This window comes from Pseudomonas sp. Fl5BN2, assembly GCF_009908205.1.
Classification (GTDB): domain Bacteria; phylum Pseudomonadota; class Gammaproteobacteria; order Pseudomonadales; family Pseudomonadaceae; genus Aquipseudomonas.
The window spans coordinates 31,777-46,744 of record NZ_JAAARL010000036.1 but is presented as its reverse complement, the minus strand read 5'-3'; the positions used below and the strand labels follow the sequence as shown (position 1 = coordinate 46,744).

Below are 14,968 nucleotides of genomic sequence, written 5' to 3'. Positions count from 1 at the left end.
CTTTTATGCTGGGGGTGGCGGTGTCGATGCTGGTGTTGCTGTTGAGCAAACACTTGTTGCTTCAGCACACGGGTGAGGCACAGGCCGAACAGCGTCGTTGAGCGCGGCATGAAATGACCGCTCGCCCTGGCAACCAGACACTGGCGCAGGGCTCAAGCACTCATGCATCATGCATCAGGCACAATTAGTCTTACGGAAGAGCGTGATGGGCAATACGGATACACAGAAGGCTTCACTGGCCCTGCGATCTTACTCAGGTCAGGTCGAACTGCATGATCACGACTACCACCAGATAGTCCTACCGCAGTCCGGCTCGATGGAAATAGAGGTCGATGGCCGCGGCGGCAAAGTCGACTGGAGCCAGGGTGTGATCATTCCCGCCGGAGCCCCCCACGCCTTTTCCGCCAATACCACCAATACCTTCCTGGTACTCGATGTACCCCTTCCGTCTGCCAGTACGCACAACACTGAAGCAGAAACCATCAAGCGGCTGAATGAAAAGAGCTTCTTTCCGGTGAGGCCGGAGATCCGTCATCTGCTTGACTACGCGACGCGCAGCGCGCCGTTGCTGACCAGTTCACCCGAGGTCGCTCAGTCCTGGAGCACCTTGCTGATGTCGTCCCTGGTACAACCCCACAGCAACACCCCCGATCATGGGCAATTCACCCTGGCCAGGGCTCTGACCCATATCGAAAACAACCTCGACAGCCACCTGACCGCCTCAGAGATCGCCCGCATCTCGGGCACCAGCGAACGACGCTTGTACATCCTCTTCGAGCAGCACCTGAGAACCACCCCTTTCGCGCATGTGACTCGCTTGCGCTTGAACCTGGCCATGGATCTGCTGCGCGACACTCAATTGTCGATCACCGATATCGCCCACCGGGTGGGCTACGCCGACCAGAGCGCGTTGAACCATGCGCTGAAGAAAAGCCATGACTTGACCCCGGCATCCGCGCGAAGGTGCTCCAGGGCCTACTGAAAACCTGCAGTCTGGAACAAATATCCGGCAGCACCGATCAATACTCGCCTGACCATCCTTTCTATCATCCCCGTTCCGAAATGCTCATCGGACGGGGCTCATGACACACACGACAACACCTTCCAAGACAACCACCACTATCAGGAGCGCCGGTTCCGCAACGGCGATTGGCGTGATTGCGGTATTCCTGTGGTCCTGCCTGGCTTTGCTCACCACCTTTACCTCGGGCATTCCGCCTTTTGAATTGCTGGCGTTAAGCTTTGCCGTGGCCTTTCTCGCCAGCCTGGGCATTCTCGGCCTGCGTGGTGCCGCAGGGTTTCACGGCTGGCGCCAGCCCTGGAAAGTCTGGGCGACAGGCTTCCTGGGCATCTTTGCCTACCACGCCCTGTATTTTTTCGCCCTCAAGGCCGCGCCCCCTGCCGAGGCGAGCCTGATCGCCTACCTCTGGCCCCTCCTGATCGTGTTGCTGGCGGGCGTCGCCGGCGGCCAGGCGCTGCGCCAACGGCAGCTGCTGGGCGCGATCCTGGGACTTGCCGGAACCGCGTTCATCATGCTGCAACGGTCACAGGCCAGTGTCGCCGAAATGCCAGTCGCCGGTTATGCCGCGGCGTTGCTCTGCGCGCTGGTGTGGTCCAGCTATTCGGTGGTCAATCGACGCTTCAACAACGTCCCCAGCAGCATCATCGGCGGCATCTGCGGCCTGGTGGCCGTGGCCGGGTTGCTCTGTCACCTGGCCTTCGAAACCACGATCCAGCCCGATTCCAGCCAATGGGCGGCCATCATCGGCCTCGGCCTGGGCCCGGTTGGCCTGGCGTTCTTCGCCTGGGATCACGCCACCAAGCACGGCAACCTGGCGAGTCTCGGCGCCCTGTCCTATCTCGCGCCACTGTTCTCCACCCTATTGCTGATTCTGGTCGGCCAGACCCACGCCAGCCCGATCCTGCTGATACCCGCGGTACTCATCATCGCCGGCGCAGTGCTTGCCACCACACGCCAACGCGCGCCCCACGCCTGACTCTCTCTGCCTGCAAGGAACCTAAAAAAATGCACCTGATTGCTTCCGAAGGAGCTGCGAGGCTCGATCGTGCTGCCCCAAGGTTTTCGGTGGCCCCCACCCGGGCGACTCTTCAGTTCCTGGGCAACCCGTCTCAGACCACCAGCCATAGCGCAACACGTCGACGCGCCCATGGCGAAGCCCCCCGCGTGCTGTTGTTTGTCCCGCCTTACACGCGCCTGATCGAACCGGCGCCACAAGGCAGCGCATTTACCGACATCGGCATCGACACCTTTGAAGTGATGAAGCGCGCCGGAACCCCCATCGGCCTGCTGCGTATCGCCACCGTGGCCAGGCGCGCCGGTTACGACGTGCAGATCATCGATGCGCCCTTCGCCGGCTGGGAACAGGAATCACGACTGGTGGACGTGGACCAGGGGCATCTGGTGCGCTACGGCCTGACCGATGATCAGATGCGCAAGATCATTGAAACAGCGCAACCCGACATCGTTGGTATCCAGTGCAACTACACCGTGCAATGGGGCAACGCCCGGGCACTGGCCGACCTGGTCAAGTCCATAGACCCCAACCTGGTACTGGTGACCGGTGGTGCACATTCAAGCGGTGATTGGCAAAACGCCCTGCTGGATTCGGCCTTCGACTTTGTACTGATCAACGAAGCCGATCGGGCCTTCACCCTGTTGCTCGATGCCCTGAGCCACCCGGGTGCCGACATCCATGGCGTTCCGGGGGTGGCCTATCGTGGCCAGCAGGGACAATTGATCCGTCCTTCACGCAAATCCAGCTACCTGAGCATCGTACCCGCGCGCCAGGACCTGGAAGAGCGCCTGGGAGTCATGCCCTTGCCAGACTTCAGCTTCCTGGACATGAACCACTACCTGCAGCCGTATCACTCCTCAGGCGCGCGAGTACACAAACACGGTGCCTGGGCGCAGATCTTCTCCACCATCGGCTGCAACGTAAACTGTAACTTCTGCTACATACCGAAGATCAACGGCCCCTGGCGTGCATTGGGCCTGGACTGGTTCGACCTGCACCTGGCGGACCTGGTCAGCCAGGGGGTGACCGAGGTGCTGATCGAGGACGACCACCTGATGCACGATCCGCTGTACGCCATGGAGGTCGGCCGCCTGCTGAAGAAACACAACCTGCCCTGGGTCGAGGAAGGAGGCCTGAGTCTGTTCAACCTGGTGCTGCTGCACCAGGGGGAACGCTTTCTCGCTGAGCTGGATGACAAGGAGTTGAAAAGCCCGCAGTACCGCAATGTGATCGCGGCGATCAAGGGCGGCCTGACTGCCCGCGAGTTCATTCGCTCAATTGCCGAGAACGGTTGCTACAACATCTACCTGGCGGTGGAGAGTGCCAACGAAGACAGCCTGATCAATTCGAACAAATCGCGCTTCAACGCGATCCAGCAAGCCACCTTTGAAATCATCGAGATGTTCACCGAGCACGGCATTCAAGTGACCGGCGGTTTCATGCTGGGCTTTGTCAACCCGCCGGCCAGCCCGGGGGCCAAGCCGTTCATTGAAAGCCTGGAGTTGATCGAAAGGACCACCGACTACGCGGTCACGCTGATGGGTGCCGGCATGGCCTACGCCAACCCGTTCATCGTGACGCCGATTCCCGGCACTGAGATGTGGGAGTACCAGCAGCAATATGTAGTACGTCACTACGACAATGGCTGGTCCCATGAAAAGGCCACGATGGCCACCGACTCATGGAGCGCCGAAGACATCGAGAAAGCCAGGCTGGAACTTCTGGTGCGGGCCAACGGCGCCGACCGGGTCAGGGAAATGGTCCGCCGCGGCACTTGGCCGGTGGATGCCTGAGCGCCAAGAATAGAAAGATCCGACTCAAGCGCTGGCTCCCCTCTGACGGCAGGCAGCGGCTTGCCGGCGAAGCCCCTCTCACGGCCCCTTCGCTGGCCAGCCAGCACCTGCAACAGGCTCTTACTGGCCATTGGTCCACCACGAAAAATCTCGCTGGAGCAGGCTGTGACGGCCGTGGGATGATGCGCACCTTTGATCCAATGCCCGGAGATTGTGCATGTCATCCTTCGCTAGAACAGCCCTGGTCCTGATATTCGCCGCAGTGGCGGGCCTCGGCACCCTGAACGCCGTTGCAGCCAGCAAATCCACGGCCAAGCAGACACCGGGGGAGCAGGTCTCGCTGCTCGCCGGCAAGCTCGCCTTCACCCTGCCCAAGGGCTTCAGCGCCTCCGCCCTGTCGGCCGGCAGCGAGGCCAACGGCACCGAGGGCGCCAGCGGCACCCTGTACTCCAACGCCAGCACCAAGACCGTGGTGATCGCCGCGCAGAACAGCATTCCCAACGGCGTGCAGGTCAAGGACAACGACCCGGAATTTCTCGATCAGGCGGTCAGCGGCTTTCTCTCGCAACAGGCCGCGGCCCTGCCGGATTTCAGCAAGCAGAGTGAAAAAAGCATGACCCTCAAGGGCCTCGGCGTGCGCCAGATCGACAGCACCGCGACCCAGGGTGGCGGGCAAACCCTGAATTCGACCCTGATCGCCGGCTCCGGCACTCATGTGGCAGTGATCCAGGTGATCTCCCGCGCCGCCGACAAGGCCGGCCACGCGGCGCTGATGAAGCAGATCCTCGGCCAGTGAATGGATCGTCGGCTCAGGGGTTGAGCCCCTGCAGCCAGTGATTCAGTTCGTCGATCTCCGCAACACTGATGCTGTGGCCCAGGCCCGGGTAGGCATGGAACTGCGGCTTCAATGACAACGCTTGCAGCAGCTCGCTGGCGTCCTCACCGTCGCTGAAGGGCAGGCGCTGATCGTCGGTACCATGGCCGATGAAGATCCCCAGGCGCTGCAAGGTCGGGTTGTCCTTAACTTCCGATGCCAGCACCGGGAGGATCTTCCCGCTCAACGCCGCAATCCCCCGTACCGATTGCGGATGGCGCAGGCCCACTTCATAGGCCATCACCGCGCCCTGGCTAAAGCCCACCAGCACCACTTTGTCCGGCTGGGTGTGGTACTTGGCCACCGCCGCCCGGACAAACTGGCCGATCAGTCTGGCGCTGCTGGCCAACTCTTCAGTGACGCCGTCGTAAGGGCCATGGCCCTTGCGCTGGAACCACTGGTAGCTGCCCTCCTCCAGGGTCTGTGGGGCCCGGGCCGAGAGGCAGGTGTCAGTCGCCGGCAAACGCTCGCAGATGCCGAACAGATCAGCTTCGTTGCTGCCGTAGCCATGCAGGAAAATCACCAACGGCTGGTTGCGGGTATCGCTGGGGGCCTGCTCCAGGTAGCGCAGCGGCAGATCGTCGCGCAGCGGGGTGTCGGCGTGGACAAAAGGCACGGCGAAAAACGCCAACAGCGCCAGGTAGCGGATCATGTCCTGCTCCTTATCAAAGGGGGGAGAGACGGAAAATGGATCGCCAGAGCCTAGCATCGACCGCCCCGAAGGATCATCACCCACATACTGGTCGATTGCCCTGGGGCGACGTATCCTGCGCGGCCATTCAAGGAGGAAGCGCCATTGAAGCTGCGCCTTTCAACCCTGCTGCTGGGCCTGGGCCTGTGCGCCCCGGTACAGGCCGCACCGACCGCCGAGACCGAGGCGACCTTCCAGCAGACCATGCGCATGGCCGAGGACAACCAGCAACGGCTTGAACTGTTGATCGAGCAGGAACAACAGGGTCAGACGGACCGTGAGGCGTCGATCCAGGCCATGCAGCAGGTTATGCCGCAGGTCCAGATCTACGAGGGCAAGTTGCGCCAAGCCAGTGCCGCGGGTCATGGCGTCGCCACTTACCTGCTGGCCAACCTGGAGGAAGGCCGCAAGACCTTGTCCGGCCATGACTACACGGCACAACACACCCTGGCCTGCGCGCTGTACCAGAGCGCCGCCGACCAGGGTTTGCTGGCCGCTGCGGTGATGCTGATGCGCGAATGCGAGACGGCGTTCCAGCGCTTCAAATTCAATGATCCCGAACTGCTGCGTCTGCGGGCGCAACTGCTCAAGGCCCTGGAGCAGCCCGACCCCTACGCGGACCACTACCCGTTGCCGGCCCGCAACTCGTTCTGTTTCAAGCAATGGGCGATGCCCAAAATCGAGCCAGAGCGGCCACTGGCCACGCTGAAAGACCTCTACACCCCGGCACTGCTGAGCCTGGAACAGTTTCAAGCCGACGGTTATTACCTGCTGGCGATCAAGGACGATATCGAGAATCCGCCGGCCCGGGGCTATTTCCAGCAAACCCGGGCCCTGGCCCCAGACTGCCTGGACCCCATCAGCCTCGGGGTGATGTTCGACGCCATGGACCGCCAGGCCCGCTGACCTCAGCCCCTGGCCGGCAGACCGCGCCAGGCCAGCGGTAGCAGCAGGAGCACCAGCAGCAGAAAGCCCACCTGGGACAGGTAGAAGGTTTCCCGCCACTGCCCGTGGGCCGCGACGTAGAAACTGTTGTGCAGTACGTCCAGCAGGATGATCGCCAGGGTCAGCAGCAGCCCCAGGCGCGGACGCCGCCACAACAGCAGCGCCGCCAGGGGATCGAACACCGTCAGCGAGCCCCAGAAGGCGCGGCTGGCCAGGAGCGTATCGGCGCCGTAGCCGTAGTCCCAGAGCAGGCCGTGGTCGAAGGCCGCGCGCAGGTGGTTGAAGGTGGCCGCCAGCAGGCACAGGGCGAACAGCAGGCGGATGCACAGGGACAGTCGGGGCATGGGCTAAGCGGCCTGGGCTCAATCGTTGATCAGCTTGCCAGCGCGAATCATTTCGCGCCCGGCAACCTTGGCCAGCCAGATTCCCGGCTGGGTGTAGCGCCCGCGGTCCAGGGCAAAGAGCACGCCGCTGGTACCGGCACGCACGGTGCTGACTCGGTCACTCAAGGGGTCGACTACCTCGAACACGGCATCGCCCTGCTCCACCCATTCGCCGGCATCGCGCAGGAAACTGACCACGCCGTGGTGCGGGGCGAACAGGTATTCGGTGCCCTCGAACGGCATGCCTTCACAACAGGCCTGCGGGGCTGCCGGCCACTCACCACTGATCAGCCCCTGCTCGGCCAGAAAGCCGAGGATCGCCTCGCAGTTGGCCCGGGCCTGCGGCACCTGGGTATCGCCCATGCTGCCCAACTCCAGGGTGGTGGCCAGGTTGGCCGGGGGGATTGCCGCCTGGGGAAAGTCCCGGGCCAGGCGCAGCCAGGGCGACGAACAGGATTCGTCGAAGGAGCTGCCCCCGGAGTCTTCACACAGCAGCGCCACGCCGGCCTGCAACCGCGCCGCCAGGGACTGCCACTGCGGCCAATGCTGAGGCAAGGCATAGAGATGGATCGCCGCCTCGAAGTCGCAATGCAGGTCGAGGGTGATATCAGCGTCACAAGCATGACGCAGCAGCAAGCGGTGCAAGGCTTGCAACTGCGAAGCGGGTGCCGGCAGTTGGTCCAGCACCTGGACCATGCTGCGGCGGATCAGGGCGACGTTGGCCGGCGCATCGTTGCCCAGTTGCTGGCCGATCAGGTCGCCCACCGGGCCGCTGAGCTCGACAAACCCGCGGTTGAAGTTCTTGCCGCTGCCCAGTTCGAAGCGGCCCAGGTGGCTGCCCTGCACGTGCTGGTCGAGGCCGATGGGATTGGCCACCGGTACCAGTTCGATCACGCCCTGCAAACGCCCCTGCTGTTCCAGCTCGGCCAGGCGCTGCTTCAGCTCCCAGGCAGTACGCATGCCGGGCAGTTCATCGGCGTGCAGGCTGGCCTGGATATACACCTTGCGGCTGCCACTGCCGAAACGAAACACACTGAGCTGGCGCGAAGTGCCCAGGTGCCCCCAAGGCAGGGAATGGTCGATGCGTTGCATGGCAGCTCCAGGGATCAAAAAAGGCGTGGCGCAGAATAAAACAGTGGCGCACAAAAAAGGCGGCGACCGGGTCCCCGGCGCCGCCTTTTTTAAACTCCAGCGGGTTTTACCCCAGCGTGTTACTCGCCGTAGACGTCGAAGTTGAAGTACTTGTCCTGCACTAGCTTGTACTTGCCGTTGGCACGGATCTCGGTGATGGCGCTGTTGAATTTCTCGGCCAGCGCCTTGTCACCCTTGCGCACGGCGATACCGGCACCGCCACCGAAGTACTTCGGATCGTTGTACTCGGGACCGACGAAGGCGAAGCCCTTGCCGGCGTCGGTTTTCAGGAAACCGTCGTCGAGGTTGACCGAGTCCGCCAGCAGTGCGTCGACCCGCCCGGAAACCATGTCCAGGTTGGCTTCTTGCTGGGAGCCGTAACGCACCAGCTCGATGCCGGCCGGAACCAGTACTTCAGTGGCGAAGCGGTCGTGGGTACTGGCGCGCAGCACCCCGACTTTCTTGCCCTTGAGCTCGGTCAGCGGGTCCTTGATGGTGGTGCCGGCCTTCATCACGAAACGTGCCGGGGTGTGGTAGTACTTGATGGTGAAATCAACGTTCTTCTTGCGATCGTCGGTGATGGTCATGGACGACAGGATGGCGTCGATCTTCTTCACTTTCAGCGCCGGGATCAGGCCGTCGAATTCCTGCTCGACCCAGGTGCACTTGGCTTGCATCTGCTCACACAGGGCGTTGCCCAGGTCAACGTCGAAACCGGTGAGCTTGCCGTCGGGGGTCTTCATCGAGAACGGCGGGTAGCCGGCTTCGATACCGATGCGGATCGGCTTGGCCTCGTCGGCCGTAGCGGTGAAGGAAAACAGCGACAGTGCCAGGGCACCGAACAGCACAAACTTGTTCATTTATAACTCCAGGAGCCGGAGACTTTTATTGGCAGAATTCGATTGTGGGGAAATCGAAGTGGCCAGCAGTCTAGAGCGGCTCCCGGGAAGCAGATTGTGTTTAAGCGACAAATACTTATAGAAAATATGCAGCCGCGATCAGGGTTTTGGGCCGGTGCCCCGAGGGGGTGCATTTACCCCCGAAAACCCGACACAAGCTGCAAAACGGGGCACGTTTGCAACCGCTGCCCTGCCCCGCCACCGCAGGTTTGGGCCGCGTTCGGACGATTGCCGTGCAGCATCCCAACGACGCACAAGGCCCTGTGTGTCGAACGCGACCTCAGCCGATGGCCGCCTGCGGCAGCGGCGAGCGGTATCACGCCGTTCAACAGGCGCAGGAGACCGTCACGCTCTCGGCGCGCGCCACCTCGACGCTGAGCGCAAAGCCCTCATCCAGCCAGCCGGTGACGCCACCGATCATCTCCTTCACCGGGTATTGCAGGGCCGCCAGTTTCACCGCCGCCTTGTTCGCGCCGTTACAGTGCGGGCCGGCGCAATACACCACGAACAACGTGCCCCGGGCATAACCCGCCAAGCACTCGGCGTCGAGCAAGCGCCCGGGCATATTCAGTGCCCCGGGCACATGCCCACGGGCAAAGGCCTCGGGGCTGCGCACATCCAGCAGGACAAAGTCCAGCTCACCGGCCTGCTGGCTGCTGTAGACGTCGGAACAATCGGTTTCAAAGCTCAACCGGTTGGCAAAGTGCATCAGGGCAATGGCTGATGGGGCGGCGGCAATACTGCGGACCAGGCTGGTCATAGGCGTCTCCAAAAAACTCGCGGTTGGGGTGGGAAGGACTTTATCCGCCCTGCCCCCTGGCGCTAAAGTGGCGACCCGGACACTGACTGGTAACTTTCCGCCAAATGCACAATCACCCAGGCTTGGTTGCGATCCTGGCCTACGACGGCCTCTGCACCTTTGAGTTCGGCATCGCCGTGGAGATCTTCGGCCTGGCCCGGCCGGAGTTCGATTTCCCCTGGTACGAGCAGTGCATTGTCGCGGTGGATCAAGGCCCGATGCGCGCCATGGGCGGCATCCGGGTATTGACCGACGGTGGCCTGGAACTGCTGGAGCAGGCCCGCACCATCATCATTCCCGGCTGGCGCAACCGCGACCAGGCGCCACCGCAGGAACTGCTGGAGGCCCTGCGCCAGGCCTACCATCGCGGCGCACGGCTGCTGTCGATCTGTTCCGGGGTGTTCGCCCTGGCCGCCAGCGGCTTGTTGAACGGCCTGGGCGCCACCACGCACTGGCGCTACACAGAGGAACTGGCCGAGCGCTTCCCGACTATCCGGGTGGACCCGGACGTGCTGTATGTCGACTCAGGGCAACTGATCACTTCCGCCGGCAGCGCGGCGGGGATCGATGCCTGCCTGCACCTGGTGGCCCGGGACTTCGGCACCCAGGTGGCCAACAGCGTGGCCCGGCGCCTGGTGATGTCGCCCCAGCGCACCGGTGGCCAGGCACAGTTCATTCCGGCGCCGGTCAGCCGCACCCCGCGCAGCGACCTGTCGCGGGTCATGCAATGGGCCCGGGAACGCCTGCACCAACCCTTGGCAGTGAGCGATCTGGCGGCTCAGGCACTGATGAGTGAACGCACTTTTCTACGGCGTTTCAGCGACGCCACCGGGACCACGCCCAAGGCCTGGCTGCAGCATGAGCGCCTGGCCCGGGCCCGGGAGTTGCTGGAAAGCGGCAGCGAAACCACCGAAAGCATCGCCCTGCGCTGCGGTTATCGCTCGGTGGAAAGCTTTCGCGTGGCCTTTCGCAGCCTGGTAGGCCTGCCGCCCTCGGTTTATCGCGAGCGCTTCGGCCGGGCCAGGCCCCCTGTCGCTGCGAGGGCTCTGCAAGCCCCGTCCAGGGGACCAGAGGAGCTTGCCTAGGCGGATCCGGAGCAAGCGGCAAACACACTCCACTGCAGATTGTCGCCCTGCCTGAGAGCAAGGCGATTGACCGACGCCCAGGGACGCCCACTTGACCGCGGCCACCGCGACACCTTGGCCTTCGACCTCAAGCAGGGCCGCTTCCGACTGGCCGCCCGCCGCTACGGGCCGACGTCCCCATTCATCGTTGGCGACGATCCGATGCCGCGCATTGAACGATTGGAAAACCGCTATCGCGCGGGCATGAGCTCGCGCCTAGGGCTTGCGCAGCAGGTAAGTGTCCATGATCCAGCCATGCGTCTCGCGCGCTTGCAGGCGCACACGGCGGATCTCGTCAGCCACTTCGTCGAGGCGGCCGCTGATGAGAATTTCATTCGCCGTGCCCAGGTACGCTCCCCAATAGATGTCCAGGTCCTGGCTACGCAACTGGCGGTAGGAATCCTCGGCGTCGAGCATCACCACCAGGCTGTCGGCATCGCTGGCCTGCCCCGCCGCCAGGCGCCGCCCGGTGGTGATCTCCAGCGAACGACCGATGCGGTTCAGCGGCACTTTGTGCTGGGCGGCCAGGGCCTGGACGCTGGTGATCCCGGGGATCACCTGGTAGTCGAACTGCGCCGCGCCGCTGGCCAGAATCTGCTGCAGGATGCGCAGGGTACTGTCGTACAGCGCCGGGTCGCCCCACGCCAGGAAGGCGCCGGTTTCACCGTCTGCCAATTCGTCATTGATCAGCCGTTCGAAGATCTGCTGCTTGGCGTGGTTGAGGGCCCGGACGCTGTCCCGGTAATCCACCTCGCCACGTTGGCGCTCCGGGGTCTGCGCCTCGACGAAACGATAGGGCCGCTCAGTGATGTAGCGCTCGCACAGTTCGCGGCGCAGGTCGATCAGCGAGTCCTTGCTCGGCCCCTTGTCCATCAGGAACACCACGTCGCTGCGGTTCAGCGCCTTGATCGCCTGGACGGTGATGTAGTCGGGGTTGCCGGCGCCGATGCCGATGACCAGGAGGGTTTTCATGAGGGCAGGTTCTCGTTGCTGGGCCGGGGGGCAAGTATGGGCGGCTTTCCAGTGCTGATAAACGCTTGTGTGTCTGGCGGCCAAGGCTGGTGCAACTGCTCAGTCACGGCCATCCAGGCGCAGGCGCCAGCGGCCGGCGTGGCTCAGGTCAAGGCGCGACAAGGGCTCGATATCGATCAGGTTGAAGCTGGCCAGGGGCGCTTGCAGCGCGTGCAGCAACGCGGCGCGGATGACGAAGGGGTGGGTCACCGCCAACCAATGCCCCGGACGCCGGGCCATTTCTTCCAGCCACTGCGCCACCCGCTGGCACAGCTCGGCGACCGACTCGCCTCCCGGTGGGGCGCGGTGAGGGTCCTCCAGCCAAGCCTGCAAGGCCTCGGGCTGCTGCTGTTGCAGCTCGCTGATGCGCACGCCCTGCCAGGCGCCAAAGGCGCAGTCGCGCAAGGCCGCCTGTATCTCTGGGGCGGAGCTGAACAGCCCGGCAGTCTGCCGGCTGCGCAACTCCGGGCCACAGAGCACCTGCGTCGAGCGCTTGAACGCCGCGGCCCGGCTCAGGGCCAGCGCCTGGCAATCCAGCTCCAGCGGTTCGTCCTGGGGGAAACGCGCCAGCTTCTGCGCGGCGGTACGGGCGTGGCAGATCAGGGTCAAACGGGTGGCCTGCACGGGGCATCACTCTGGTGTTAGCGGTAGGGAAGCGTACAACGCCGGGGCAGATGTAACGCTTTGTCGCAGTCGCACTGAACATTCATTTCGAAACGGCAAGCCGGTGTCAATCCGGCGCAGTCGCGCCACTGTATTCGGCCTTTTCGCCGTAAGCCAGACCTTGTTTCGATCCTCGTACCCCGCACCGGGACGCGTCATCCCTGGAGGTTCCAATGGCTTATAGCGCTACCACGCAGAGCGATCTTTCCCTGCCCGGCATTGCCTTGGGCGACGTCCTGCCCTGGGCGATCGCCGAGGCCTTGTTCCCCACCATCAACGAAGTACCGGAGCACTTTTCGGCGGTGCTGCTGTGGAAATTCAGGGTCGCGTCCCTGGGCATCCAGGTGGTGCTCTGGACCACCCCGGGCTTGATCTTCGGCTGGCTGGCCGAGCGCAAGCTGCTGCAACCGCGCAGCACTGACAATGCCCGCCTCAAGGGCTGAGCCCGCTACCTCAGTACAAGAAAAATCCAAGCACAAGACAGGACTTTTCTTCTAGGCCCGCCAAGCCCGCCTCCCCTATTCTCGTCAAGATCCCCACGCATCGATCCGACCAGGTAGCCCAAGAACCATGCACAGCGATATGTGGGAGCTCATGTCTCTCGACCTTGCGCTCAACACCTCACTGCTGCCCATCGTGCTCCTGCAATACGTGGCCATGGTGGGAATCCTCAGCACCCTGCTGATGCTGCGCCAAGACGCGCAGCGCCTGATCAAATCGCAAAAGATGCTCCTGGGATTGATCCTCGGCGCCAGCAACGTCGCGCTGATTGCCCTGGCCTCTGAATTCATGCAGACGCCAACCAAGGTATTCCTCAGCAACGACATGCTGTTTCTCGCCGGCTTGCTGGGCGGCTGGTGGGGCGCAACCGCCTGCCTGATGCTGGTGGCCCTGGCCCGCTACTGGATTGCCGGGCCCCTGCAGTTTGAAGAAGCGCTGTTCAGTTTCAGCCTGATGACCCTTGGCGGCATTGCCCTGCATCGCTGGTTCCAATCGCGCGACCTGTGCGCCCTGAACCTCAGGGGTATCAGCCTGGTGCTGCTGGTAAGGGTCGGCGCCGCCATCGCGCCGATGCAGGTGATTGCCTGGATGGGCACTGTCGACTCCAGCGTCACTGCCCATTTGCTGTCCCTGCGCCTGCTGTCGAGCCTGCTGTCGCTGCCCATGTTCATCCTCATATTCGCCATGCTGCGCCGCGAGGCGCGCTATCAACAGGCCCAGCACCGCCTGCTCCAGCAGGCGGTGACCGATCCGATCACCCAACTGCCCAATCGCCGGGCCCTGGGCAACCACCTGGAGTACCTGCACCAGCAACCCGCCAACCAGCGCGGCGGCCACAGCCTGCTGGTGATCCAGATCACCAACCTCAAGGACCTGGTGGCGATCCACGGCCATGACTGGACTGATCACCTGCTGATCCGCCTCGCGCAGGAGCTGCAGAGCGGTGCCTCGAGCCAGGTCCTACAAACCAGCGCCGCGCCCAGGCTGTTCATGTTCTCCACCCTGAGCCTGGCCCTGGACCTGCCGGACCGCTCGCTGCAGTTGATCGAGGAGTCGACGCTGATTGCCTCCCTGCAGATGACCTTGCAAACCCGCCTGGCAGGGGACGGCGGCCTGAGCCCCAAGCTGCAATTCTGCGTGATCGACGCCTGCGCCGGCGGCAGCGCCAACATCACCCTGCGCAACATCAGCCTGGCCCTGCAAGACCATCGCCAGGCGGTGCACTACCTGCATCGGTCACTGCTCGAGAAGGCCCAAAGCAAAGAGCTGATTCGCCAGCAATTGCAGGACTGGCTGCGTTACGACAATCCGCCCTTGCAGTACCAGCCGAAATTCTGCCTGCGCCAGCGCACGGTGATCGGCGCCGAGGCCTTGCTGCGCGCCAGGGATGGCCAGGGCGCAGCAATTTCGCCGTTGCTGATTCTCGATGTGGTGCGCCATCAGGAGCTGTTGCAGGCCTTCGAGTGGGCGACCATCGAAGCGGTTATCCGCGACGCCCAGGATTACCAGCGCGCCGGGCTGTCGGGACCGTTGGCAGTCAATGTCTCGGCCGACACCCTGAGTGCTGTCGACTTTGCCACCCGGCTGATCCAGCGCCTGCAAGAGGCCGGCCTGCCGGGCCGGCGCCTGGCCCTGGAGTTGACCGAAAACACCCTGCTGCAAGACACCCAGCAAGTGGCGTACAACATGCTCTTGCTCAAGGATCACGGGGTGATCCTGGCCCTGGACGATTTCGGCACCGGCTACTCGGCCCTGAGCATCCTGGCCAAGTACCCCTTCGGCGAAGTGAAGATCGACCACTCGATGATTTCGCTGCTGCACTACGAACGCATGCGCACTGCCGTCTCCATCGCCCTGCAAAGCGCCCGCCTGTATGAGGCGACACTGACCGCCGAAGGGGTCGAGACCCAGGAGCAGATCGACATTCTCCAGGGCATCGGCATCCACTGTGCCCAGGGCTATTTCTTCTCCCCGGCGGTGCCCCTGGCCGAGTTGATCGAACTGGGAATCGCCGCCGAATGCTCCGACAGCGATCGCGCAAGCTGAAACCGGCGCACGCCAGGAGCAAGGCGCTGCCGGGTCTCGGCAAGATCCCCAGCAACGGCGTTAGCCGTGCCG

The 14,968-nt window shown here is 63.4% G+C and carries 15 protein-coding genes; 8 read left to right on the top strand and 7 right to left on the bottom strand.

The genetic code is table 11. From position 1 onward, the window contains the following. The first annotated feature begins 205 nt into the window (after positions 1-205). The 4 genes from GV819_RS31230 to GV819_RS31215 all read left to right on the top strand — a co-directional run bounded on the left by GV819_RS31230 (position 206) and on the right by GV819_RS31215 (position 4,625). Positions 206-982 (top strand): helix-turn-helix domain-containing protein, encoded by a 777-nt coding sequence (locus GV819_RS31230; RefSeq protein ID WP_161759879.1) that lies wholly within the window; start codon positions 206-208, stop codon positions 980-982. Between the two features lie 100 nt (positions 983-1,082). Beyond that, on the top strand, positions 1,083-1,997 hold the full coding sequence (yddG, locus tag GV819_RS31225) for an aromatic amino acid exporter YddG (protein ID WP_161759878.1): 915 nt from the start codon (positions 1,083-1,085) through the stop codon (positions 1,995-1,997). Positions 1,998-2,026: 29 nt separating this feature from the next. Beyond that, entirely contained in the window at positions 2,027-3,829 is a 1,803-nt protein-coding gene (locus GV819_RS31220; RefSeq protein WP_161759877.1) for a B12-binding domain-containing radical SAM protein, read from the top strand. Between the two features lie 217 nt (positions 3,830-4,046). Continuing rightward, positions 4,047-4,625, top strand: coding sequence for a hypothetical protein (locus GV819_RS31215; RefSeq protein WP_161759876.1), 579 nt, complete (start codon positions 4,047-4,049; stop codon positions 4,623-4,625). 13 nt (positions 4,626-4,638) lie between these two features. Here GV819_RS31215 and GV819_RS31210 read toward each other — a convergent pair whose 3' ends face one another. Next, a complete protein-coding gene (locus GV819_RS31210; protein WP_161759875.1) occupies positions 4,639-5,355 on the bottom strand; it encodes an alpha/beta hydrolase in 717 nt (238 codons plus the stop codon). Between the two features lie 144 nt (positions 5,356-5,499). Here GV819_RS31210 and GV819_RS31205 point away from each other — a divergent pair, with 144 nt between their 5' ends. Next, on the top strand, positions 5,500-6,300 hold the full coding sequence (locus GV819_RS31205) for a hypothetical protein (RefSeq protein ID WP_161759874.1): 801 nt from the start codon (positions 5,500-5,502) through the stop codon (positions 6,298-6,300). Between the two features lie 2 nt (positions 6,301-6,302). On the opposite strand, the gene GV819_RS31200 is transcribed toward GV819_RS31205, so the two are convergent. From GV819_RS31200 to GV819_RS31185, 4 genes are all read right to left on the bottom strand, one after another. Next, complete coding sequence (locus tag GV819_RS31200; RefSeq protein WP_161759873.1) at positions 6,303-6,683, bottom strand: hypothetical protein; 381 nt, start codon at positions 6,681-6,683, stop codon at positions 6,303-6,305. Between the two features lie 18 nt (positions 6,684-6,701). Continuing rightward, positions 6,702-7,814, bottom strand: a complete 1,113-nt coding sequence (locus tag GV819_RS31195; protein ID WP_161759872.1) for a succinylglutamate desuccinylase/aspartoacylase family protein — start codon at positions 7,812-7,814, stop codon at positions 6,702-6,704. Positions 7,815-7,933: 119 nt separating this feature from the next. Beyond that, complete coding sequence (locus tag GV819_RS31190) at positions 7,934-8,713, bottom strand: ABC transporter substrate-binding protein (protein ID WP_161759871.1); 780 nt, start codon at positions 8,711-8,713, stop codon at positions 7,934-7,936. A gap of 364 nt (positions 8,714-9,077) precedes the next feature. Beyond that, positions 9,078-9,512, bottom strand: coding sequence for a rhodanese-like domain-containing protein (locus tag GV819_RS31185; protein ID WP_161759870.1), 435 nt, complete (start codon positions 9,510-9,512; stop codon positions 9,078-9,080). A gap of 104 nt (positions 9,513-9,616) precedes the next feature. Here GV819_RS31185 and ftrA point away from each other — a divergent pair, with 104 nt between their 5' ends. Beyond that, positions 9,617-10,636, top strand: a complete 1,020-nt coding sequence (gene ftrA, locus GV819_RS31180) for a transcriptional regulator FtrA (RefSeq protein ID WP_161759869.1) — start codon at positions 9,617-9,619, stop codon at positions 10,634-10,636. A 255-nt stretch (positions 10,637-10,891) separates the two neighbouring features. Here the strand turns inward: ftrA and cobF are convergent, their stop codons facing one another. After that, entirely contained in the window at positions 10,892-11,647 is a 756-nt protein-coding gene (cobF, locus tag GV819_RS31175; RefSeq protein ID WP_161759868.1) for a precorrin-6A synthase (deacetylating), read from the bottom strand. A gap of 99 nt (positions 11,648-11,746) precedes the next feature. Further along, positions 11,747-12,310: a histidine phosphatase family protein gene (locus GV819_RS31170; RefSeq protein ID WP_161759867.1), complete on the bottom strand. Its 564-nt coding sequence runs from the start codon at positions 12,308-12,310 to the stop codon at positions 11,747-11,749. 212 nt (positions 12,311-12,522) lie between these two features. Between GV819_RS31170 and GV819_RS31165 the strand changes: the two genes are divergently transcribed. Further along, positions 12,523-12,792 (top strand): CbtA family protein, encoded by a 270-nt coding sequence (locus GV819_RS31165; RefSeq protein WP_161759866.1) that lies wholly within the window; start codon positions 12,523-12,525, stop codon positions 12,790-12,792. A 151-nt stretch (positions 12,793-12,943) separates the two neighbouring features. After that, entirely contained in the window at positions 12,944-14,896 is a 1,953-nt protein-coding gene (locus GV819_RS31160; RefSeq protein WP_161759865.1) for a bifunctional diguanylate cyclase/phosphodiesterase, read from the top strand. Positions 14,897-14,968: the final 72 nt, after the last annotated feature.